Genomic DNA, 21942 nt, shown 5'->3' on the forward strand with positions numbered 1-21942 from the left:
CCGATGCGTACGCCGCGCCAGCCGTCCCAGCATTCCGCGAATGGCCAGAAGTGGTCCTTCATGGATGCTCGCCCTGCTGCGCAGGGTATGTACGACCCCCGCAACGAAAAGGACGCCTGTGGCGTCGGTTTCGTGGCCACCCTCACCGGCGAGGCGAGCCATGCGCTGGTCGAGCAGGCGCTCACGGTTCTGCGCAACCTGGAGCACCGAGGTGCCACCGGCTCCGAGCCCGACTCGGGTGACGGCGCGGGCATCCTGACCCAGGTTCCGGACGCCTTCTTCCGTGAGGTGGCCGGCTTCGAGCTGCCCGAGGCGGGCGCCTACGCCGTCGGTATCGCCTTCCTCCCGGAGGACGGCACCGAGGACGCCGTCTCACGGATCGAGACGATCGCCGGTGAAGAGGGGCTCACCGTCCTCGGCTGGCGTGAGGTTCCGGTCGCGCCCGAGCTGCTCGGCGCCACCGCCCGCTCGACCATGCCCGTCTTCCGCGAGATCTTCGTCGCCGACGGTGCCAGCTCCGGCATCGAGCTCGACCGCAAGGCTTTCGTGCTGCGCAAGCGCGCCGAGCGCGAGGTCGACGTCTACTTCCCGTCGCTGTCCGCGCGGACCATCGTCCACAAGGGCATGCTGACCACCGGCCAGCTGGAGCCCTTCTTCCCGGACCTGTCCGACCGCCGCTTCGCCTCGGCCGTCGCCCTCGTCCACTCGCGCTTCTCCACGAACACCTTCCCGTCGTGGCCGCTCGCGCACCCGTACCGCTTCGTCGCGCACAACGGTGAGATCAACACCGTCAAGGGCAACCGCAACTGGATGGTGGCCCGCGAGTCGCAGCTCGTCTCGGACCTGTTCGGCAACGACGAGAAGGCGCTCGACCGCGTCTTCCCCGTCTGTACGCCGGACGCCTCCGACTCGGCGTCCTTCGACGAGGTGCTCGAACTCCTCCACCTCGGTGGCCGTTCGCTGCCGCACTCGGTGCTGATGATGATCCCGGAGGCGTGGGAGAACCACGACTCCATGGACCCGGCCCGGCGCGCCTTCTACCAGTTCCACTCCACGATGATGGAGCCCTGGGACGGCCCGGCCTGTGTCACCTTCACCGACGGCACCCAGGTCGGTGCCGTGCTCGACCGCAACGGTCTGCGTCCCGGCCGCTACTGGGTCACCGACGACGGTCTCGTCGTCCTGGGCTCCGAGGTCGGCGTCCTCGACATCGACCCCGCCAAGGTCGTCCGCAAGGGCCGTCTCCAGCCCGGCAAGATGTTCCTCGTCGACACCGCCGAGCACCGCATCATCGAGGACGACGAGATCAAGGCCGCCCTCGCCGCCGAGCAGCCGTACGCGGAGTGGCTCGAGGCCGGCGAGATCGAGCTGTCCGACCTGCCCGAGCGCGAGCACATCGTGCACACGCACGCCTCGGTCACCCGCCGCCAGCAGACCTTCGGTTACACCGAGGAGGAGCTGCGCGTCATCATCGCGCCGATGGCCAAGGCCGGTGCCGAGCCCATCGGTTCGATGGGTACGGACTCGCCGATCGCCGCGCTCTCCGAGCGTCCGCGGCTGCTCTTCGACTACTTCACCCAGCTGTTCGCGCAGGTCACCAACCCGCCGCTGGACGCCATCCGCGAGGAGCTCGTCACCTCGCTGCGCTCCTCGCTGGGCCCGCAGGGCAACCTGCTCGACCCGACGGCCGCTTCCTGCCGTACGGTCACCCTGCCCTTCCCGGTGATCGACAATGACGAGCTGGCCAAGCTCATCCACATCAACGCCGACGGCGACATGCCCGGCTTCAAGGCCGCGACGCTGTCCGGTCTGTACCGGGTCTCCGGCGGTGGCGACTCCCTCGCCGCGCGCATCGAGGAGATCTGCGCCGAGGCCGACGCCGCGATCGAGAACGGCGCCCGGCTGATCGTCCTGTCGGACCGCCACTCCGACGCCGAGCACGCGCCGATCCCGTCGCTGCTGCTCACCGCGGCCGTCCACCACCACCTCATCCGCACCAAGCAGCGCACCGAGGTGGGCCTGCTGGTCGAGGCCGGTGACGTCCGCGAGGTCCACCACGTCGCCCTGCTGATCGGCTTCGGCGCCGCGGCCGTCAACCCGTACCTGGCGATGGAGTCCGTCGAGGACCTCGTCCGCGCGGGCACCTTCCTCTCGGACATCGAGCCCGAGCAGGCCATCCGGAACCTGATCTACGCCCTGGGCAAGGGTGTTCTGAAGGTCATGTCGAAGATGGGCATCTCGACCGTCGCCTCCTACCGCGGCGCCCAGGTCTTCGAGGCCGTCGGCCTGGAGGAGACCTTCGTCGAGAAGTACTTCAACGGCACCGCCTCCAAGATCGGCGGCGTCGGCATCGACGTCATCGCCAAGGAGGTTGCCGCCCGGCACGCCAAGGCGTACCCCGCCTCCGGCATCGCTCCCGCGCACCGCGCGCTGGAGATAGGCGGTGAGTACCAGTGGCGTCGTGAGGGCGAGCCGCACCTGTTCGACCCGGAGACGGTCTTCCGCCTCCAGCACTCGACGCGTGCGAACCGCTACGACATCTTCAAGAAGTACACGGACCGCGTGAACGAGCAGTCCGAGCGGCTGATGACGCTCCGCGGGCTCTTCGGCTTCAAGTCGGACCGTCCGTCGATCTCCATCGACGAGGTCGAGCCGGTCTCCGAGATCGTCAAGCGCTTCTCCACCGGCGCCATGTCCTACGGCTCCATCTCGCGCGAGGCCCACGAGACCCTCGCCATCGCGATGAACCAGCTGGGCGGCAAGTCCAACACCGGTGAGGGCGGCGAGGACCCGGACCGCCTGTACGACCCGGCGCGCCGGTCCGCCATCAAGCAGGTCGCCTCCGGCCGCTTCGGTGTGACCTCCGAGTACCTGGTCAACGCGGACGACATCCAGATCAAGATGGCTCAGGGCGCCAAGCCCGGTGAGGGCGGTCAGCTGCCCGGCCACAAGGTGTACCCGTGGGTCGCGAAGACGCGTCACTCGACGCCGGGCGTGGGCCTCATCTCCCCGCCGCCGCACCACGACATCTACTCCATCGAGGACCTGGCCCAGCTGATCCACGACCTGAAGAACGCGAACCCGCAGGCGCGGATTCACGTGAAGCTGGTCTCCGAGGTCGGCGTCGGCACCGTCGCCGCGGGTGTCTCCAAGGCCCACGCGGACGTCGTGCTCATCTCCGGCCACGACGGCGGTACGGGCGCCTCGCCGCTGACGTCGCTGAAGCACGCCGGCGGTCCCTGGGAGCTCGGCCTCGCCGAGACCCAGCAGACCCTGCTGCTCAACGGCCTGCGCGACCGCATCGTCGTCCAGACCGACGGCCAGCTGAAGACCGGCCGTGACGTCGTCATCGCCGCGCTGCTCGGCGCCGAGGAGTTCGGTTTCGCCACCGCGCCGCTCGTCGTCTCCGGCTGCGTCATGATGCGCGTCTGCCACCTGGACACCTGCCCGGTCGGAATCGCCACCCAGAACCCGACCCTCCGGGACCGGTTCTCCGGCAAGGCCGAGTACGTGGTGAACTTCTTCCAGTTCATCGCTCAGGAGGTCCGCGAGCTCCTCGCCGAGCTGGGCTTCCGCTCCATCGAGGAGGCCGTCGGCCACGCCGAGACCCTCGACGTGACCCGCGCGGTCGACCACTGGAAGGCGCAGGGCCTGGACCTGGAGCCGCTGTTCCACGTCCCGGCGCTCGCCGAGGGCGCGGTGCGCCACCAGCTGATCGCGCAGGACCACGGCCTGGAGAAGGCGCTCGACAACGAGCTCATCAAGCTCGCCGCCGACGCCCTCGCCGCCGACTCGGCGACCGACGCCCAGCCGGTGCGCGCCCAGGTCGCCATCCGCAACATCAACCGCACGGTCGGCACCATGCTCGGCCACGAGGTGACGAAGAAGTTCGGCGGCGCGGGCCTGCCCGACGACACCATCGACATCACCTTCACCGGCTCCGCGGGCCAGTCCTTCGGCGCCTTCCTCCCGCGCGGCATCACGCTGCGCCTGGAGGGCGACGCCAACGACTACGTCGGCAAGGGCCTCTCCGGCGGCCGCGTGATCGTCCGTCCCGACCGGGGCGCCGACCACCTCGCCGAGTACTCGACGATCGCGGGCAACACGATCGCGTACGGCGCGACCGGCGGCGAGCTCTTCCTGCGCGGCCGGACCGGCGAGCGGTTCTGCGTCCGCAACTCCGGTGCCCTGGTGGTCTCGGAGGGCGTGGGCGACCACGGCTGCGAGTACATGACCGGCGGCCACGCGGTGGTCCTCGGCGAGACGGGCCGCAACTTCGCGGCCGGCATGTCCGGTGGCGTCGCGTACGTCATCGACCTCGACCGGGACAACGTCAACGTCGGCAACGTGAACGCCGTGGAGGCGCTGGACGACACCGACAAGCAGTGGCTGCACGACGTGGTGCGCCGCCACGCCGAGGAGACCGGCTCGACGGTCGCCGAGAAGCTGCTCGTCGACTGGGACGCGTCCGTGGAGCGCTTCAGCAAGATCATCCCCAGCACGTACAAGGCAGTGCTCGCCGCCAAGGTCGCCGCCGAGCAGGCCGGTCTCTCCGAGACCGAGATCACCGAGAAGATGATGGAGGCGGCGATCAATGGCTGACCCGAAGGGCTTCCTGAACCACGGCCGTGAGGTCGCCAAGTCCCGCCCCGTCGACGTCCGGCTGAAGGACTGGAACGAGGTCTACGTCCCCGGCTCCCTGCTGCCGATCATCAGCAAGCAGGCCAGCCGCTGCATGGACTGCGGCATCCCGTTCTGCCACAACGGCTGTCCGCTGGGGAACCTCATCCCCGAGTGGAACGACTACGCCTACCGCGAGGACTGGGCGGCCGCCAGCGAGCGGCTGCACGCGACCAACAACTTCCCGGAGTTCACCGGTCGCCTCTGCCCCGCGCCCTGCGAGTCGGCGTGTGTGCTCGGCATCAACCAGCCAGCCGTGACCATCAAGAACGTCGAGGTCTCGATCATCGACAAGGCGTGGGACAGCGGTGACGTCGAGCCGCAGATCCCCGAGCGCCTGTCCGGCAAGACCGTCGCCGTCATCGGCTCAGGACCGGCCGGCCTCGCCGCCGCGCAGCAGCTCACCCGGGCCGGTCACACGGTCGCGGTGTACGAGCGCGCGGACCGCATCGGTGGTCTCCTCCGGTACGGCATCCCCGAGTTCAAGATGGAGAAGCGGCACATCAACCGCCGCATCGAGCAGATGCGTGCGGAGGGCACCCGCTTCCGCACCGGCATCGAGATCGGCCGCGACCTCAAGGCGACCGACCTGAAGAAGCGGTACGACGCCGTCGTCATCGCCGCCGGTGCGACCACCGCGCGTGACCTGCCCGTCCCGGGCCGCGAGCTCAAGGGCATCTACCAGGCCATGGAGTACCTGCCCCTGGCCAACAAGGTGCAGGAGGGCGACTACGTCACCGCCCCGATCACCGCCGAGGGCAAGCACGTCGTGGTCATCGGCGGTGGCGACACCGGCGCCGACTGCGTGGGCACCGCCCACCGCCAGGGCGCGGCCTCGGTCACGCAGCTGGAGATCATGCCCCGCCCGGGCGACGAGCGGAACGCCAACCAGCCCTGGCCGACGTTCCCGATGCTCTACAAGGTCACCTCGGCGCACGAGGAGGGCGGTGAGCGGGTCTACTCCGTCTCCACCACCCACTTCGAGGGCGACGAGGACGGCAACGTCCAGTGGCTGCACCTCACCGAGGTCGAGTTCATCGACGGCAAGCTGACCCCGAAGCCGGGCACGGAGCGCAAGATCCCCGCCCAGCTGGTCACCCTCGCCATGGGCTTCACCGGCACCGACCGGGAGAACGGCCTGGTGGACCAGTTCGGTCTCGAGCTCGACGAGCGCGGCAACATCGCCCGCGACGCCGACTTCCAGACCAACGTCCCCGGTGTCTTCGTCGCCGGTGACGCGGGCCGCGGTCAGTCGCTCATCGTGTGGGCGATCGCGGAGGGCCGTTCGGCCGCCCGCGGCACCGACCGGTTCCTGACCGGCACCAGCGACCTGCCGGCGCCGATCCGCCCGACGGACCGCGCGCTGATGGTCTGACGGACCCTCAAAAAGGGCCTGTCAAAAGGCCCTTCACAAAACGTCCCGTACAACGGCGTACGGAACACTGACGGCGCCTGCCCATCTCGTCCCCGACCGGACGATGGGGAGGCGCCGTCGCCTTTTGCGCCGTCGCCCTTGTCAGCCGGACGAGGCCTCCAGGCCCGCGAACTCCACCGTCGCGTCCTCCGAGTAGGCGCCCACCCGGCCCTGGTTGTACGGCAGTTCGGCGTCCGTGTACTTCACCAGCGGTGTGCCGTCGACCGCCACGGACAGCGCCGCCCCGCGCTGTTCGACCTGGACGTCGTACCAGGGACCGACCGGGTACTTCGTCCGTCCGGTCGCCAGGAAGCGCTGGCCGCCGGGATAGGCGGGGTCGCGTTTGCCGAGTTCCCAGCCGTTCGGCTTGAGGGTGATGTAGTAGAAGTGCTCCGGGTCGGTGTACGCCCAGACCAGCCACGGCACTTCCCACGGGTTCGGCTTGGGTGAGCGCAGCTGCTTCAGCGTCCGCATCCGGGCCTCGTAGCGCACGTCCGTGTAGTCGGCCGTGCTCACCACCAGGCCGGCGTGGGTGGTGCCCGGGTCCTCGGCGGCCATGGGGGACAGGGTGAGCGAGGAGTCGTCGCCGTGGTTGGCGCCCATGCCGTTGAACACCGACAGCCAGCGGCCGTGAGTGGTGCCGTCGATCCACGGCTTGGGGGGCGGGGCGTCGTCGCCCTGGCACTGGCTTACGGTGATCGCGACGATCGCGGCGAGGGTGAGAGCCAGTGCCAGTCCGGTGACGCTGCGGCCCCTGCGTGTCATGCCGTCGAGTATGGCCCGGATGCCGTCAGCCCGACCGGGACATCGGCGGCGAAGTCCTCGGCCAGCTGGCCCAGGATGCGGCGCGCGGCCTCGCCGTCACCGAAGGGGTTGCCGGCGGTCGCCATCCGCCGGTACTCCGCCGGATCGTCCAGGAGGCGTTCCGCCCAGGTCACGATGGCGTCCGGGTCCGTGCCGATCAGCCGGGCCGCGCCCGCCTCCACCGCCTCGGGCCGCTCGGTCGTCGTCCGCAGTACCAGCGAGGGCTTGGCGAGGCTCGGGGCCTCCTCCTGGATGCCGCCGGAGTCGGTGAGGACGAGGTCGCACTCGGCCAGCGTCGCCGCGAAGTCCAGGTAGTCGAGCGGCTCGACGAGCGAGACGCCCTGCTGGCCGTCGAGTTCGGGCAGCAGCGCGTCCCGTACGGCCGGACTCTTGTGCAGCGGCAGCACGATCTCCACGTCCCCGCGCCGCGCGAGCCGGGTCAGCGCCCGCCCCATGCCGCGCATCCGCTCACCCTGGTTCTCCCGGCGGTGCAGCGTCACCAGGATGCGTTTGGCGTCGGTGCGGAACGCTGAGGTGCCGCTGCCCTCGGCCAGCACCCACAGCAGGTTGTCGATGACGGTGTTGCCGGTGGTGAACACCTGCTCGTCCGGGACGCCCTCGTCGGTGAGATGCCGGGCGGCGGCCGGGGTCGGGGCGAAGTGCCAGCGGGCGATTCGGCCGATGAGGCTGCGGTTGAGCTCCTCCGGGAACGGGTTGTCGATGACGCCGGTGCGCAGGCCCGCCTCGACATGGGCGACCGGGATCTTCTCGTAGAAGGCGGCCAGGGCACCCGCCAGCGCGGTGGTGGTGTCCCCCTGCACCACCACCAGGTCCGGCCGCTGCTCCCGCAGTACCGTGCCGAGTTCCCGGACAAGGCGGGCGGTCAGGTCGGAGAGCTGCTGCCGGGTGCGCATCACGTCGAGGGCGATGCGGACGTCGACGCCCAGCATGCCGAGCATCTGGTGGAGCATCTCGCGGTGCTGGCCGGTGGTGACGACGACCGGCTCGAACTGCGGGCCGGCGGCCATCGCCCGCGCCACGGGCGCCAGTTTGATCGCTTCCGGCCGGGTGCCGAGCACCAGCATGGCGTGCACGGGCATGGTTGACGGAGGTGTGGACATGGGTGCCCCCCTTGGGCATGCGTGATCGGCGCAGCGATCACGTGAGGGTGATGAGAGGTGAGGTGAGGACCCGCGCGGGGACCTGGCGCGGCCTGAATGTCCTCAGTCGAGCGGTACGGATGTCGTCAGGTGCGTGCCGTCTTGAGCCAGCCCCGCTGGCCGGTGAGCATCCGCCAGAAGCCCCACCAGCCGGCCGCGAACCAGATGTAGCCGTAGAAGACGAAGACATGGGCGAGCAGGACCGACCGCACCAGGCCCAACTCCCTTTCCCGCTTGGCGTAGACGAAGCCGTACGCGTAGGCGGCCGTGAACGACAGCAGATACGGGCCGAGCAGCCACATGGGCGAGACCAGCGGATGTCCGACCTGGACGGAGGCCACGGTGGTGGCGCCGAAGGCGACGAGGAAGGACAGCGGCAGCAGCGAGGTGAGCAGGATCAGCACCGGGCTGGAGAGGTGGTACAGCAGGTCGACCGCGGCCTTCGTGGGGACGTCCCTGAGGATGAGCGGGACGAGTCCGGCCGACTGCAAGTGGCCCTGGAACCAGCGGGATCGCTGGCGGATCAGGCGCCGCAGGCTGAGCACGGCCTGCTGGGAGACGGCGGCGGTGGTGCAGTGCTGGTTGGTCCAGCCCTTGGCGATCAGCCGTACGCCGAGGTCGAGGTCCTCGGTGAGGCTGTCGCTCCACGGGCCGTCGCCGTCCAGGGTGTCGAGCGCCGACAGCCGCATGAACTGCCCGTTGCCGCCCATGCCGACGCTGCCGATGTAGCGGCGGGCGCTCTGGAAGACGTCGCCGTAGACGACGAACTCCATGTCCTGCATACGGGCGAGCAGCCCGAGGTGCCGGTTGTACATCCGGACGCAGACCTGGACCGCACCCGTCCTCGGGTCGTCGAAGTACGGGTCGACCGACTGCACGACGTGCGGATCGAGCCGTCCGTCGGCGTCGACGACGCACAGCACCACGTCCGCCGGGTCGTGCCCGGCGAGCAGGCCGGACTCGCGCAGATGGCGGACCCCGTCGTTGAGGGCGGCGCCCTTGCCCTTGCGGCAGTTCGGCGGGGTGCGCCGGTGCACGCGGACCAGGGTCGGATCGGCGGCCCGGGCGATCTGGAAGGTGCGGTCGTCGGAGCCGTCGTCGATGACCAGCGCCATGAAATTCCGGGCGGGCAGCGAAGTGATCCGCGCCAGGCTTTCAGAAAGCACTTTCTCCTCGTTGAGGCAGGCGAGGAGAAATACGTAGAACCGGTCTCTCCGGTCGGTCCGGGAGCGGCGAATTCTGCGCCTCGACAACAGAAAGAGACTCGTGTTGTAGCACCCGGCCATAATGATCAGAGTGATGCTCGACCACAGGAGCAGTTCAGTGATCATGACCGCTCCCGGCGCCGGCCTGCGTCCTTTGTGCCTGGCGGCGCAGTCGTATCCGGGCCAGCAATATCAGACAGGCCGTCAGGCAATAGAACAGAAATCCGGCCCCCGCCGTCGCCTGTAGGGCTTTGGCCAAAGGTAGCCCCGGTACAGCTTCTGGCGCGGCCATCGCCCCTGCCAGGGGCAGCAGAGCCCCCAGGGCGGGTCGTCCGTACATTGTCCCCCCACATTTCACAGCGCGTCCCCATCGCGCGAAGGTGAACGTAGCAGACGTCGAGGGCGAGTCAGAAGACTATTCGGAAAAAGGACATGTCCGATCTTCCAGTAGGGTCTGCTGGCATCCGGGAATTCACTCTTCGGCCCATTGACACCGTTCGTGCCGGTCAGAAGAATCAGTGACTTCCTGTTGGGAAAAACCTTTGCCAAGAAGAGGCAAAGTGGGGGGAATGATCGTGAGACCGATGATCCGTCCTCGGCGACGAGGAATCTCGAAGTTTTCCGTGCTCCTGCTGCTGATCGCCGCCTTGTTGAGCGGCACTTTCCTGGCCGCCGGCGCCCAGGCCGCGCCAAAAGGTCATGGACATGGCCATGAAAACATCGGCGGGAAATCCGGACTGAATCGCGTCGACCTCAAAGGCTGGGCCAAGGCCCAGCTCAAGGCCGACGACGCCCGCCACGACAAGGCGCCCGCGAAGACCTCCGCGACCACGCTGTCGACCACCGCGGTCTTCCCGGCCCGCACCGCCACGACCGTGACCCGCCAGGCCGCCCTCCTCCGGGCCGCCGACGCCGAGGTCGCCGCCGCGGCCGACCCGAGCACCCTCGTGCTCTACGACACCGCGGGCCCCTACGGCCAGTTGGGCGAGCTGTACGCCATGGCCGCGGCCAACCTCGCGGGCCACTTCGGCACCGTGACCGCCAAGCCGGTCCAGCAGTACACGGCCGGCATGGTCGACGCGTACACGGCCGTCATCTACATCGGCTCGACCTACTACTGCTGCGACATCCCGGACGCCGTCCCGGCCGCCTTCTACCAGGACGCCGCCACCACGACCAAGCCCGTGCTGTGGATGGGCGCCAACATCTGGAACATGGCGAACTCGGTGGGCGTAGCCCAGTTCACGCAGAAGTACGGCTGGGACCCGACGACGTCGTACTACGAGGACGGCGGATCGATCGGCACCGTGACGCAGGTGACGTACAAGAACCAGGCCCTGACCCGGAAGATCCCGGCGGGCCAGGACGGCGGAGTGCTGCGCCCCAACGTCCTCACCGGCCCCGGCTACCCCGCCGTCACCCGGCTCGCGGAGGGCCTCGACACCTCCAACGGGCACACCTTCGGGTGGGCGGTCCGCTCCTCCAACCTCACCTACATCGGTGAGATCCCCTTCGCCTACGTCTCCGAGAGCGACCGGATCATCGTCCTGGAGGACCTCCTCTTCGACGCCCTCGCCCCGGCCACCACCGAACGGCACCGCGCGCTGCTGCGCCTGGAGGACATCAGCCCCGACTCGGACCCGACCGAGCTGCGCGCGATGGCCGACTACCTCAAGTCGCAGAACATCGCGTACGGCATCAACGTCATCCCCGTCTACAAGGACCCCAACGGCACCTACAACAACGGCGTCCCGCAGACGATCACGCTCGCCCAGCGGCCGCAGGTCGTCAGCGCCCTGAAGTACATGCTGGCCAGGGGCGCGGTCCTGATGGACCACGGCTACACCCACCAGTACGGCAACGTCGCCAACCCCTACAACGGCGTCACCGGCGACGACTTCGAGTTCTACCGGGCGCACGTCGACGCCTCGGACAACGTCGTCTACGACGGCCCGGTCGCCGAGGACTCCGCCGCCTTCGCGCAGGGCCGGGTGACCAGCGCGCTGGCCGCGTTCGCCGCCGTCGGACTGCCGAAGCCGACGCTGTGGACCACCCCGCACTACGCGGGTTCGGCCACCGACTACAAGGCCATCAGCGCCAACTTCTCGGCCCGCCTGGAGCGTTCGCTGTACTTCTCCGGCACGCTGGGCGGCAACTCCGCCGGACCCAACGTGTTCATCGGCCAGTTCTTCCCGTACGTCGTGAAGGACGTCTACGGCACCAAGGTGCTGCCCGAGAACATCGGCAACTACGAACCCGACGCCTACAACAACCACCCGCCGAGGCTGCCCGCCGACCTGATCGCCTCGGCCAAGGCCAACCTGGCCGTCCGGGACGGGTTCGCCAGCTTCTTCTACCACCCGTACTACCCGACCCAGCCGCTCAAGGAGACGGTCGACGGCATCAAGGCCCTGGGCTACACCTTCGTCAGCCCGACGAGCCTGTGAGGCGGACCACCGTCAGCAGGAGGGTCGTCACCGCGGCAGCGGCGGCGGCCCTCCTCGCCGCCGCGGGCTGTACGACCACCGGCGCCTCCGACCACAAGAAACCGGCGGCCGGCATGCGCGGCATCACCCTGCCCTCCTGGTACCGCACCGACTACGACAGCCCCGCCGCCCCCCGCTACCTCCGGGACATCAAGGCCACCGGCGCCCGCTGGGTCACCTTCACGCCCACCTGGTACCAGCGGCATCGCAGCGACTCCGAGATGCACCCCACCGAGGAGACCGCGAGCGACGCGAGCCTGCGCCGGATCGTGCGCCGTGCGCATCGGCTCGGCCTCCAGGTGATGATCAAGCCGCACGTCGACCTGCCCGGCGACGGCGACCGCGCCGAGATCCGCCCCCGCGACCGGGCCGCCTGGTTCACCTCGTACCGCCGCTTCATCACCCACTACGCCGACCTCGCGGCGGACACCGGCGCCGAGCAGTTCGCGGTCGGCACCGAACTGGCCGGGGTCTCCGGTGACCGGGACGGGTGGACCCGGACCATCGCGGACGTCCGTGACCGCTACGACGGCACCCTGACCTACGCCGCCAACTACGACGAGTACACGAAGGTCCCCTTCTGGAAGCGGCTCGACGTCATCGGCATCGACGCCTACTGGCCGCTCACCGACAAGCCCACCACGGACGTCGGCCAACTGCGCCGCGCCTGGCGGCCGATCACCGAGGAACTCGCCGCGTTCGCCGAACGGCACGACCGGCGCGTGCTGTTCACCGAGGCGGGGTACGTCAGCCAGCGGGGGGCGACCACCGCGCCGTATGCGTGGGACATCAGCGGACGTAGTGGGGACGCCGAACAGGCTGCCGCGTACCGGGCGTTGCTGGACACCTTCACTGGTCTTCGTTGGTGGGCCGGGGTCTGCTGGTGGATGTGGGATGACTGGCCGGACAGTGGGGAGACGCCGGCGAAGTTGGCGTATACACCGCATGGGAAGGCGGCGGAAGGGGTGTTGAAGGACGCGTGGGGAGACTGAGGGTCGTTGTGCGTCTGCGGGTCCGTGGTGGCTGGTCGCGCAGTTCCCCGCGCCCCTTTAGGGGCGTTTGGCTACGGCACCTTGTATGTCTCGCCGTACACCGCCCACGTCAACGGCGTCTCCAGCCCCAGCTTGCCCTCGCGCAGGAAGCGGCGTTGGGCGGTGTCGACGCGGGTGGTGTCGATGTCCGCCTTGCGGGTCCTCATCGCGGCCTTGCGGACGTCGAGGAAGGCGCCCAGGTAGGCCTCCTCGGAGCCGCCCTCGGAGGGCAGGTCGGCCTTCTTCATGGCGCTCTCGCGCAGGCCGTAGAAGCTGGTGGCGTTGGTGCCGGGGCCGTGGAAGACCATGGCGTCGTAGTAGATGAACTGGCCCAGCGCGCCCAGGCCGTCGAGCTTGGCGAGGCGGACCGCGGGGTCGAAGTAGACGCGGTCGCGTTCCGCGTCCTGGGCCTCGCGGAACGCCTCGACCTTCGCCTCCGCCTTCCACGCCGCGGTGAAACCGGGGTCCAGGCCCTCGTGGGAGTCCGAGCCGTCGACCTCGCGCAGGGCGGGGAGGTAGCGGGCGAGGCCGTTGTCGGGGTGGTCCTTCGTGTAGCGCTCGACCAGGGTGAGCAGGTCGTGGGTGCCGGTGCAGAAGCCGATGATGCCGGCCGTGTAGCCCTGGCCGTCGCCGATGTCCTCGATGTAGGCGTAGGCGGTGCGCCAGTCGAGCGTGGAGTTCTCGGCGCTGGCCACGATCTGCTGGGCCAGCTCCTTCTTGGCCGGGGCGGCGAGGCCCGGCGGGAGCGCGGCGATGGCCTTGTCGTCGGCCGAACGTTTCTCCTCGGCGCGGTTCTTGGCCGCCTCGCCGTCCTCGCCGACGGCCGACTGCGAGGTGGTGTCGGGCTCCTCGGACGAGTCCGAGGGGGACAGGAAGAAGATCCCCGCCGCTATGGCGACGGGCACGGCCGCGAGCAGCGGCACACCGATACGTCTCACTGGGTCAACTCCGAGATGCGCACGAGCGTCAGGACCACGAGCAGCGCCAGCAGCGCCAGACAGGCGGTCGCCTGGATCAGATCGCGTCGCGGCCCCCGGGGAGCGTACGCGTAGGCGAGCGTGACGGCGCCGCCGGTGAGCAGTCCGCCGAGGTGGCCCTGCCAGGACGTGAACAAGGCCGAGCCGACGAGCCAGACCAGCATGTACGCCATGAAGCGGTTCACGCCGCGCATGTCCGACCCCGCGCGGCGGGCCAGCACGTAGTAGGCCCCCGCGAGGCCGAAGATCGCCCCCGACGCGCCCAGCGACTCCGTACCGGGGTCGGCGAGCAGTGCCTCGGTGACGGAACCGCCGACCGTGGCGAGGAGGTACAGCCCGAGATACCGGATTCGGCCCAGCGCCGGTTCCACGGCCCGGCCCAGCTGCCACAGGGAGAACATGTTCATCACGATGTGCAGCAGCCCGAAGGTGCCCTCGGTCGGCTCCAGGTGCAGGAAGCCGCTGGTCAGCAGGCGCTCCCACTGTCCGGCCACCAGGCCCTCGGCGTGGAAGTCGGACGGGTAGGAGGACTGGTAGACGTAGTGGCCGCCGTCCGGGCCCACCAGGCCCGCGGTGAGCATCGCGAAACGGTCGACGATCGCCGGTCGGACCACTTCGCCGACGTACGCGAGCACGTTCAGCCCGATCAGTACGTACGTCACCAGCGGCACCGCCGACACCCGCCCGCCGACGACCGTGCGGGCCTGCCGTACCGACTTCGCGCCCTCCTTCACGCACTCCACGCAGTGGTGACCGACCGCCGCCTCGCGCATGCAGTCCGGGCATATGTAACGGTCACAGCGGGTGCAGCGGACATGGGACTCCACCTTGGGATGGCGGAAGCAGGTGGTGACGGCGGACTCGGTGGCCTCGGGTTCCACGGCCGGCTCCTCGGGAGATGGGACGATCTGTGAGCCGGTGGGGACGGCGGCGAACAAAAATAGCCAATGCCCGTGAACAGAGAGACGGTGGGGGAACGAATGGCGGCGATCAGCCTCAGCAAGGTCGAGGAGAAGGCACCCGCGCTGGTGAGCCTGTACAAGAGCGCCGGGGTGTCGCTGCGCAAGCACGGCCTGGACGGCCTGCGGGCCGCCGTCTACCTCGTCGTCGACTACTCCGGCTCGATGAAGCCGTACTACGCCGACGGCAGCGTCCAGGCGCTCGCCGACCGGGTGCTGGGGCTGTCCGCGCACCTCGACGACGACGGCAGTGTCCCGGTCGTCTTCTTCTCGACGGACGTCGACGCCGAGACCGAGATCGCCCTCGCCGACCATCAGGGACGCATCGACCGGATCGTGGCCGGGCTCGGGCACATGGGCAAGACCAGCTACCACCTGGCGATGGACGCGGTCATCGACCACTACCTCGACAGCGGCTCCAAGGAACCCGCCCTCGTCGTCTTCCAGACCGACGGCGGCCCGATCAACAAGCTCGCCGCGGAACGGTACCTGTGCAAGGCGGCCCGGCTGCCGCTGTTCTGGCAGTTCATCGGCTTCGGGGACGCGAGGAGCAAGCAGTTCGACTATCTCCGCAAGCTCGACGAGCTGTCCGTCCCGGACAAGCGGGTGGTCGACAACGCCGGGTTCTTCCATGCCGGTTCGGAGCCGCGGAAGGTGTCCGACGCCGAGCTGTACGACCAGCTGGTCGGCGAGTTCCCGAAGTGGCTGGTGGCCGCGCGGGCGCAGGGGATCATCCCGCCAGGCGCTTGAACTGATCGTCGGTGAGGGCGAGTTCGAGGGCGCCGGTGTTCTCCGCCAGGTGGACCGGTGACGAGGTCCCCGGGATCGGGAGCACGTTGGGGGCGCGGTGCAGCAGCCAGCCCAGCGCGGTCTGCGAGGGCGTCGCGCCCCGTTCCGCGGCGACCTCGGACAGCTCCGCCTGATCGCCCCCGCTGACCGGGAAGTACGGCACGAAGGCGATCCCCCGTTCCGCGGTGTGGTCGATCACCGGGTCGTGGCCGCGCTCGGCCAGGTTGTACACGTTCTGCACGCTCGCGATCGGCGCGATGCGCGCGGCCTCCTCGATCTCCGCGACGGACACCTCGGAGAGCCCGATGTGCCGCACCTTGCCCTCCTCCTGGAGCTGCCCGAGCGCGCCGATCTGGTCGGCGAGGGGGTAGGCGGGGTCGATGCGGTGCAGGTACAGCAGGTCGAGGCGGTCGGCGCGCAGCCGGCGCAGGCTCAACTCGGCCTGCTGGCGCAGATAGGCGGGGTGGCCGTGGGTGATCCACTCGGCAGGGCTCGGGCGCAGGACGCCGACCTTCGTCGCGATCACGACGTCGTCGCGGTGCGGCTGGAGCGCCTCGGCGAGCAACTCCTCGTTCGCGCCGAGGGCGTAGGCGTCGGCGGTGTCGAAGAAGTTCACGCCGAGATCAACTGCCGTGCGCAGCAGGGCGATCGACTCCGCGCGGTCGGTGGGCGCGGTCCAGATGGGGGCCGTCATGCCGGAACGCTCGTGCGGGGCGTTCGCCAGCCGCATCGCGCCGTAGCCGATCCGCCGTACTTCGAGGTCGCCGCCGAGCCGGAATACCTTGGTGTTCGTCATGGCTGCGACGCTATGAGCTCACATGGATGCGAGGTTCAAGGGGCTGTGAGGGGGGTCACATGAAGATCGGGGAGCTCGCCAGGGAGACCGGCGTGAGCGTGCGGCTGTTGCGCTACTACGAGGAGCAGGGACTGCTCGATGCCGGGCGCACCGCGGGTGGGCAGCGCGTGTACGACGCCGGCGCGCCGGTGACCGTACGCCGCATCCGGGCCCTCCTGGACGCCGGGCTGCCCACCCGGGTGATCCGTGAGGTGCTGGACTGCGTGTGCGGCAGCGACGCCGAGGTCGAGCCCTGCCTGACACCCCTGTTGCTGGAGCAACTCCAGGGGATCGAGGAGCGGATCGCGGACCTGGAGGGCTCACGCCGGTCGCTCACGCGGCTGCTCGCCCCGTTGGCTTAGCCGTACGACCGTGCCACCCTGAGGTTGATCCGACGGGAGGCGACGACGTATGGACGGCGCGCGATCGGTGAACGGACGGGCCGGCGGCCGGAGTTCGGCGCCGCCCGGCAGTGGTGAGAAGCTCGCCGACTGGGCGGACGGGCGGCTCGGTCTGTACGGGCTGGCCAAGGCCAACATGCGCAAGCTGTTCCCGGACCATCCGTCGTTCATGCTCGGCGAGATCTGCCTCTACAGCTTCATCGTCATCATCCTGACCGGCATCTATCTCACCCTGTTCTTCGAACCGAGCGGCGTCGAGGTCGTCTACAACGGCTCCTACGAACCCCTCAACGGGGTCGTGATGACCCGGGCGTTCGAGTCCACACTCGACATCAGCTTCGACGTGCGCGGCGGGCTGCTCATCCGGCAGATCCACCACTGGGCGGCGCTGGTCTTCGTCACCGGCATGCTCGTGCACATGATGCGGGTGTTCTTCACCGGCGCCTACCGCAAGCCGCGCGAGGTCAACTGGGTGTTCGGCTGGACCCTGTTGATGCTCGGCATCATCACCGGCCTCACCGGCTACTCGCTCCCCGACGACCTGCTGTCCGGCACCGGCATCCGCTTCGCGCAGGGCGCCATCCTGTCCGTGCCGATCGTCGGCACGTATCTGTCGTTCTTCCTGTTCGGCGGGGAGTTCCCGGGGCACGACATCATCCCGCGGCTGTTCCCCATCCATGTCCTGCTGCTGCCCGGGATCATGCTGGGACTGGTGACCGCGCACCTGATCCTGGTCTTCTACCACAAGCACACGCAGTATCCCGGGCCCGGCCGCGACGAGAAGACGGTCGTCGGCATGCCGTTCCTGCCCGTGTACACCGCGAAGGCCGGCGGGTTCTTCTTCCTCGTCTTCGGCATGCTGGCGTTCATGGGCGGCATCGCCCAGATCAACCCCGTGTGGGCCTTCGGACCGTACCGGCCCGACCTCGTCACCACCGGCGCCCAGCCGGACTGGTATCTCGGCTTCTCCGAGGGCCTGATCCGGGTGATGCCGGGATGGGAGATCAACGCCTGGGGCCACACACTCCAGTTGGGCGTCTTCATCCCCTTCTCGCTCTTCCCGCTGATCCTGGCCGCCATCGGCGCCTATCCGTTCATCGAGGCCTGGATCACCGGCGACAAACGCGAGCACCACATCCTGGACCGGCCGCGCAACGTCCCCGGGCGCACCGGCCTCGGCGTGGCCTGGCTGAGCCTGTACGTGGTGCTGCTGATCGGCGGCGGCAACGACATCGTGGCCACGCATCTGCATCTGTCCATCAACGCGATCACCTGGTTCGTGCGGATCGCCGTCTTCGTGGTGCCGGTGCTGGCCTTCGTCGTCACCAAACGGGTCTGTCTCGGGCTCCAGCGCCGCGACCGCGACAAGGTGCTGCACGGCAGGGAGTCGGGCATCATCCGGCGGCTGCCGCACGGCGAGTACGTCGAGGTCCACGAGCCCCTCGCGCAGGCGCAGTTGCACACCCTCACCCAGCACGAGCAGAACGGCCACTACGAGATCGGCCCGCTCGTCGACGCCAACGGCGTCCGCCGCCCGGTCACCGCCTCCATGCGGGTGCGGGCCCGGTTGGCGCGGGTGATGTTCGGGCCGGAGACGCAGATCCCGAAGCCGACGGTGGAGGAGTACCGGCAGATCACCAGCGGCGACCATCAGCACTGAGGACCATGTCCCGGCACTCCTCGGGGCTGCCCCAGGCCGTGCGGAGGGCGCGGGCCTTGGTCAGCCACAGGGAGAGGTCGTACTCCGCCGTGTAGCCGATCGCGCCGTGGAGTTGGAGGGCCGTGCGGGCGGTCGCGTACGCCGTCTCGCATGCCGTGACCTTGGCGGCGGCGACGTCGGCCGGGTCCAGGGTGACGGCGGCGGCGAGCACGAGGGGCCGGGCGAACTCCAACGCGGTCTTCGCGTCGGCCAGTTGGTGCTTGACGGTCTGGAAGGAGCCGATGGCGACGCCGAACTGGGTGCGCTGCCTGACGTAGGCGACGGTCCGGTCGAGGAGGGCGAGACCGACGCCGAGGGCCTGGGCGGCGGTGGTGAGACGGGCCAGGAGGAGGGCTTTCGCGAGGGGTGGCTCGGCCGTGAGCAGGTCGCCGGGGGTGAGGGTCGTCAGCCGCCGGGCCGGGTCCAGGGACGGGCGTACCGGGCCATGTGCGGTGGCGGCGTGCAGGCCGTCGGGGGTGAGGAGGAGACGGAGGTCGGCCGCGTCGCCGTCGAGCGCGTACGGGCTGTCGTACGCCACCGTCGCCAGGGTCTCTCCCGACACGAGTCGCTTGACGAGGTCGGGCGTGGGGAGGAGCGCGGCGGCGGTGACCGTCTCGACGAGCGGGCCGGGGACGACATGGCGTCCCAACGCCATGAAGGCCAGGGCCAGTTCGACCGGGCGGACGCCGACACCGTCGTACTCCTCCGGGGCGGCCAGCGCGAACACGTCGGCCGACGCCAGCCGGCCCCACAGGGCCCGCCCGCTCCCGTGCTCGCCGCGACTCCACTCCCGTACGACGGACGGGGTGTCCGCGCCGCTCAGCATCGCCTCCAACGAGTCGGTGAACGCCCGCTGTTCGTCGTCGAGCACGAGCCGCATCAGCGTCGCCCCTTCGGCAGGCCCAGCAGACGCTCGGCGATGATGTCCCGCTGGATCTCGTTCGTCCCCGCGTAGATGGGACCGGCCAGGGCGAAGACGTACCGCTCCGCCCACTCCGTGTCCGCCAACTCGCCCTCCGGGCCGAGCAGATCGAGGGCCGTTTCCGTGAGTGCGATGTCGTACTCGGACCAGAAGACCTTGTTCAGGCTGGACTCCGGGCCGAGGGACACGCCGTCGAGGAAGCGGGAGGCGGCGGTGTAGGTGAACAACTGGTAGGCGCGGGCGCCGATCAGGGCGTCGGCGACCCGTGCCCTCGTGGCGTCCGGGCTGCCCCGGTCGCGCCACAGGGCGTGGAGGCGGTGCGCCGCCGCCAGATAGCGGCCGGGGGAGCGGAGCGTGAGCCCGCGTTCGTTGCCCGTCGCCGCCATCGCGATCCGCCAGCCCTGACCCGGTTCCCCGATCACGTCCGCGTCCGGCACGAACACCTCGTCGAGGAACAGCTCGGCGAACGCCGGCTTGCCGTCGAGACGGGCGATCGGACGGACCGTGACCCCGGGCGCCCGCAGGTCGAACATCAGATACGTCAGGCCCTGATGAGGCTTAGGGGCGTCCGGGTCGCTGCGGAACAGACCGAAGGCGCGGTCCGCGAACGCGGCGCGGGACGACCAGGTCTTCTGGCCGCTCAGCAGCCAACCCCCGTCCGTACGCACCGCCTTGGAGCGCAGCGACGCCAGATCCGACCCCGCCTCCGGCTCGGACCACGCCTGCGCCCAGACCACCTCGCCCCGGGCCATCGGCGGCAGCACCAGCGCCCGCTGCTCCTCCGTGCCGTGGTCGAAGAGCGTCGGCGCGAGCAGGCTGATCCCGTTCTGCCCGACCCGGCCCGGCGCGCCCGCCGCCCAGTACTCCTCCTCGAACAGCAGCCAGCGCACCAGCCCCGCGTCCCGACCGCCGTACGCCGCCGGCCAGTCGACCACCGACCAGCGGTCCGCGGCCAGTTCGGCCTCCCACGCGCGGTGGGCCGCGAAGCCCTCCGCCGTCTCCAGGGAAGGGAGGGGCTCCGGCGGCACATGGGCCGTCAGCCAGGCGCGGGCCTCCGCCCGGAAGGCGTCCTCTTCCCCGGTGAAGGCGAGATCCATCGGCTCCAGCCCTTCGACGACGCTTCCCTAACAAGTGTTTGGTAGGTTAGCGTGCCCCCATGACAGGCGTCGAGAGTCCGGTGTACGAGCCGGGGCACGGGCTGCTGAAGGGCCGCACCGCCGTCATCACCGCCGCGGCCGGCGCCGGCATCGGCGGGGCGACCGCGCGGCGCTTCCTGGAGGAGGGCGCGCGCGTGCTCGTCAGCGACGCGCATGCGCGGCGGCTCAAGGAGTACGAGGCCGAGCTGGCCCGGGAGTTCCCGGGCGCGGTGGCCTCCGTTCCGTGCGATGTCACCGACGAGACGCAGGTGACGGCGCTGTTCGAGGCCGCGGTGCGGGAGCACGGACGGCTCGACGTCGTCGTCAACAACGCGGGGCTCGGCGGGACTTCGGACCTCGTCGACATGAGCGACGAGCAGTGGGCGCGGGTGCTGGACGTGACGTTGAACGGGACCTTCCGGTGCACGCGGGCGGCGCTGCGGCTGCTCAAGGCGCAGGGGACGGGCGGGGTGATCGTCAACAACTCCTCCGTCGTCGGCTGGCGCGCCCAGGCCGGGCAGGCGCACTACGCCGCCGCGAAGGCCGGGGTGATGGCGCTGACCCGGTGCGCGGCGGTCGAGGCCGCCGGGTTCGGGGTGCGCGTCAACGCGGTGGCGCCCAGCCTCGCCATGCACCCGCACCTCGTGAAGGTGACGTCGGCGGAGCTTCTGGAGGAGCTGACCGCACGGGAGGCGTTCGGGCGGTACGCCGAGCCGTGGGAGGTGGCCAACGTGATCGTGTTCCTGGCGTCGGGCTACTCGTCGTACCTGACGGGCGAGGTCGTCGCCGTCAGCTCTCAGCACCCCTAGGACCACAATGGACCCGTGCCGACCAAGAAGAAGCCCCAGGTGACCGCCGCCCCCGCCCGGCGGCGCGAACTCCTCGACACCGCCGCCGAGGTCTTCGCCGAGCAGGGCTACAACGCCACCACCGTCCGCAAGATCGCGGACCACGCGGGCATGCTCGCGGGCAGCCTCTACTACCACTTCGACTCCAAGGAGTCGATGCTGGAGGAGATCCTGCGGACCTTCCTCGACGAGCTCTGGGCGGGCTACGACACTGTCCTGGACGCCGAGTTGGACCCGCGCGAGACCCTCGAAGCCCTCGTCACCGAGTCGTTCCGGGAGATCGACCGGCACCGCGCCGCCGTCGCGATCTACCAGAAGGAGAGCAAACAGCTCGTCGCGCAGGAGCGGTTCGGCTTCCTCGCCGAGTCGCAGCGCAGGTTCGAGAAGGCATGGCTGTCCACGCTGGAACGCGGGGTCGCCGCCCGGGTCTTCCGGGCCGACCTCGACATGCGGCTGACGTACCGCTTCGTGCGCGACACCGTCTGGGTCGCCGCGTCCTGGTACCGGCCCGGCGGACAGCACAGCCCGGAGGAGATCGCCCGGCAGTACCTGTCGATGGTGCTGGACGGGATCGCCGTACGCGAATAGCCCCTATC

Annotated in this window: 17 protein-coding genes; 9 read left to right on the forward strand and 8 right to left on the reverse strand. The window is 69.7% G+C overall.

Going from position 1 to position 21942, the window contains the following annotated elements:
- Positions 1-3 precede the first annotated feature (3 nt).
- A complete protein-coding gene (gene gltB / locus IQ210_RS18595; RefSeq protein ID WP_194080155.1) occupies positions 4-4602 on the forward strand; it encodes a glutamate synthase large subunit in 4599 nt (1532 codons plus the stop codon).
- Positions 4595-6055, forward strand: coding sequence for a glutamate synthase subunit beta (locus IQ210_RS18600; protein ID WP_194080156.1), 1461 nt, complete (start codon positions 4595-4597; stop codon positions 6053-6055). Before gltB ends, IQ210_RS18600 begins: the two co-directional genes overlap by 8 nt.
- 141 nt (positions 6056-6196) lie before the next feature.
- Here IQ210_RS18600 and IQ210_RS18605 read toward each other — a convergent pair whose 3' ends face one another.
- The 3 genes from IQ210_RS18605 to IQ210_RS18615 all read right to left on the reverse strand — a co-directional run bounded on the left by IQ210_RS18605 (position 6197) and on the right by IQ210_RS18615 (position 9389).
- Positions 6197-6859: a LamG domain-containing protein gene (locus IQ210_RS18605; protein WP_194080157.1), complete on the reverse strand. Its 663-nt coding sequence runs from the start codon at positions 6857-6859 to the stop codon at positions 6197-6199.
- On the reverse strand, positions 6856-8019 hold the full coding sequence (wecB, locus tag IQ210_RS18610) for a non-hydrolyzing UDP-N-acetylglucosamine 2-epimerase (protein ID WP_228047978.1): 1164 nt from the start codon (positions 8017-8019) through the stop codon (positions 6856-6858). The genes IQ210_RS18605 and wecB overlap by 4 nt, the downstream gene beginning before the upstream one ends.
- A 125-nt stretch (positions 8020-8144) precedes the next feature.
- Positions 8145-9389: a glycosyltransferase family 2 protein gene (locus IQ210_RS18615; protein WP_194080158.1), complete on the reverse strand. Its 1245-nt coding sequence runs from the start codon at positions 9387-9389 to the stop codon at positions 8145-8147.
- 497 nt (positions 9390-9886) lie between these two features.
- Between IQ210_RS18615 and IQ210_RS18620 the strand changes: the two genes are divergently transcribed.
- Entirely contained in the window at positions 9887-11710 is a 1824-nt protein-coding gene (locus IQ210_RS18620) for a polysaccharide deacetylase family protein (protein WP_322656384.1), read from the forward strand.
- Positions 11707-12741, forward strand: a complete 1035-nt coding sequence (locus IQ210_RS18625) for a glycoside hydrolase family 113 (RefSeq protein WP_194080160.1) — start codon at positions 11707-11709, stop codon at positions 12739-12741. The genes IQ210_RS18620 and IQ210_RS18625 overlap by 4 nt, the downstream gene beginning before the upstream one ends.
- Before the next feature lie 71 nt (positions 12742-12812).
- Here the strand turns inward: IQ210_RS18625 and IQ210_RS18630 are convergent, their stop codons facing one another.
- Positions 12813-13718, reverse strand: coding sequence for a chitosanase (locus IQ210_RS18630; RefSeq protein ID WP_194080161.1), 906 nt, complete (start codon positions 13716-13718; stop codon positions 12813-12815).
- Positions 13715-14638 (reverse strand): rhomboid family intramembrane serine protease, encoded by a 924-nt coding sequence (locus tag IQ210_RS18635; protein ID WP_194080162.1) that lies wholly within the window; start codon positions 14636-14638, stop codon positions 13715-13717. The genes IQ210_RS18630 and IQ210_RS18635 overlap by 4 nt, the downstream gene beginning before the upstream one ends.
- Positions 14639-14737: 99 nt before the next feature.
- On the opposite strand from IQ210_RS18635, the gene IQ210_RS18640 reads away from it, so the two are divergent.
- On the forward strand, positions 14738-15466 hold the full coding sequence (locus tag IQ210_RS18640; protein WP_194080460.1) for a vWA domain-containing protein: 729 nt from the start codon (positions 14738-14740) through the stop codon (positions 15464-15466).
- Here the strand turns inward: IQ210_RS18640 and IQ210_RS18645 are convergent.
- Entirely contained in the window at positions 15447-16301 is an 855-nt protein-coding gene (locus IQ210_RS18645) for an aldo/keto reductase (protein WP_194080163.1), read from the reverse strand. The genes IQ210_RS18640 and IQ210_RS18645 overlap by 20 nt on opposite strands.
- A 59-nt stretch (positions 16302-16360) precedes the next feature.
- Here IQ210_RS18645 and IQ210_RS18650 point away from each other — a divergent pair, with 59 nt between their 5' ends.
- Together IQ210_RS18650 and qcrB are read left to right on the forward strand one after the other, a co-directional pair.
- Positions 16361-16702 carry a MerR family transcriptional regulator gene (locus tag IQ210_RS18650; RefSeq protein WP_194080164.1) on the forward strand — a complete coding sequence of 114 codons (342 nt, stop codon included), beginning with the start codon at positions 16361-16363 and terminating at the stop codon, positions 16700-16702.
- A 49-nt stretch (positions 16703-16751) separates the two neighbouring features.
- Positions 16752-18401 (forward strand): cytochrome bc1 complex cytochrome b subunit, encoded by a 1650-nt coding sequence (gene qcrB / locus IQ210_RS18655; RefSeq protein ID WP_194080165.1) that lies wholly within the window; start codon positions 16752-16754, stop codon positions 18399-18401.
- Here qcrB and IQ210_RS18660 read toward each other — a convergent pair.
- Together IQ210_RS18660 and IQ210_RS18665 are read right to left on the reverse strand one after the other, a co-directional pair.
- Positions 18376-19320, reverse strand: coding sequence for an acyl-CoA dehydrogenase family protein (locus IQ210_RS18660; protein WP_194080166.1), 945 nt, complete (start codon positions 19318-19320; stop codon positions 18376-18378). The genes qcrB and IQ210_RS18660 overlap by 26 nt on opposite strands.
- Positions 19320-20459 carry an acyl-CoA dehydrogenase family protein gene (locus tag IQ210_RS18665; RefSeq protein ID WP_194080167.1) on the reverse strand — a complete coding sequence of 380 codons (1140 nt, stop codon included), beginning with the start codon at positions 20457-20459 and terminating at the stop codon, positions 19320-19322. Before IQ210_RS18665 ends, IQ210_RS18660 begins: the two co-directional genes overlap by 1 nt.
- 59 nt (positions 20460-20518) lie before the next feature.
- Here IQ210_RS18665 and IQ210_RS18670 point away from each other — a divergent pair, with 59 nt between their 5' ends.
- Entirely contained in the window at positions 20519-21307 is a 789-nt protein-coding gene (locus IQ210_RS18670) for an SDR family oxidoreductase (RefSeq protein ID WP_194080168.1), read from the forward strand.
- A gap of 15 nt (positions 21308-21322) precedes the next feature.
- Positions 21323-21934, forward strand: coding sequence for a TetR/AcrR family transcriptional regulator (locus IQ210_RS18675; RefSeq protein ID WP_194080169.1), 612 nt, complete (start codon positions 21323-21325; stop codon positions 21932-21934).
- Positions 21935-21942: the final 8 nt, after the last annotated feature.

It is taken from the genome of Streptomyces justiciae (genome assembly GCF_015163075.1).
Classification (GTDB): domain Bacteria; phylum Actinomycetota; class Actinomycetes; order Streptomycetales; family Streptomycetaceae; genus Streptomyces; species Streptomyces justiciae.

Bases quoted from the DNA above. Each gene is read 5' to 3' on its own strand.
- gltB (WP_194080155.1), top strand. From the start codon at position 4: ATGCGTACGCCGCGCCAGCCGTCCCAGCATTCCGCGAATGGCCAGAAG.
- IQ210_RS18600 (WP_194080156.1), top strand. From the start codon at position 4,595: ATGGCTGACCCGAAGGGCTTCCTGAACCACGGCCGTGAGGTCGCCAAG.
- IQ210_RS18605 (WP_194080157.1), bottom strand. From the start codon at position 6,859: ATGACACGCAGGGGCCGCAGCGTCACCGGACTGGCACTGGCTCTCACC.
- wecB (WP_228047978.1), bottom strand. From the start codon at position 8,019: ATGTCCACACCTCCGTCAACCATGCCCGTGCACGCCATGCTGGTGCTC.
- IQ210_RS18615 (WP_194080158.1), bottom strand. From the start codon at position 9,389: ATGATCACTGAACTGCTCCTGTGGTCGAGCATCACTCTGATCATTATG.
- IQ210_RS18640 (WP_194080460.1), top strand. From the start codon at position 14,738: ATGGCGGCGATCAGCCTCAGCAAGGTCGAGGAGAAGGCACCCGCGCTG.
- IQ210_RS18645 (WP_194080163.1), bottom strand. From the start codon at position 16,301: ATGACGAACACCAAGGTATTCCGGCTCGGCGGCGACCTCGAAGTACGG.
- IQ210_RS18650 (WP_194080164.1), top strand. From the start codon at position 16,361: ATGAAGATCGGGGAGCTCGCCAGGGAGACCGGCGTGAGCGTGCGGCTG.
- qcrB (WP_194080165.1), top strand. From the start codon at position 16,752: ATGGACGGCGCGCGATCGGTGAACGGACGGGCCGGCGGCCGGAGTTCG.
- IQ210_RS18660 (WP_194080166.1), bottom strand. From the start codon at position 19,320: ATGCGGCTCGTGCTCGACGACGAACAGCGGGCGTTCACCGACTCGTTG.
- IQ210_RS18665 (WP_194080167.1), bottom strand. From the start codon at position 20,459: ATGGATCTCGCCTTCACCGGGGAAGAGGACGCCTTCCGGGCGGAGGCC.
- IQ210_RS18670 (WP_194080168.1), top strand. From the start codon at position 20,519: ATGACAGGCGTCGAGAGTCCGGTGTACGAGCCGGGGCACGGGCTGCTG.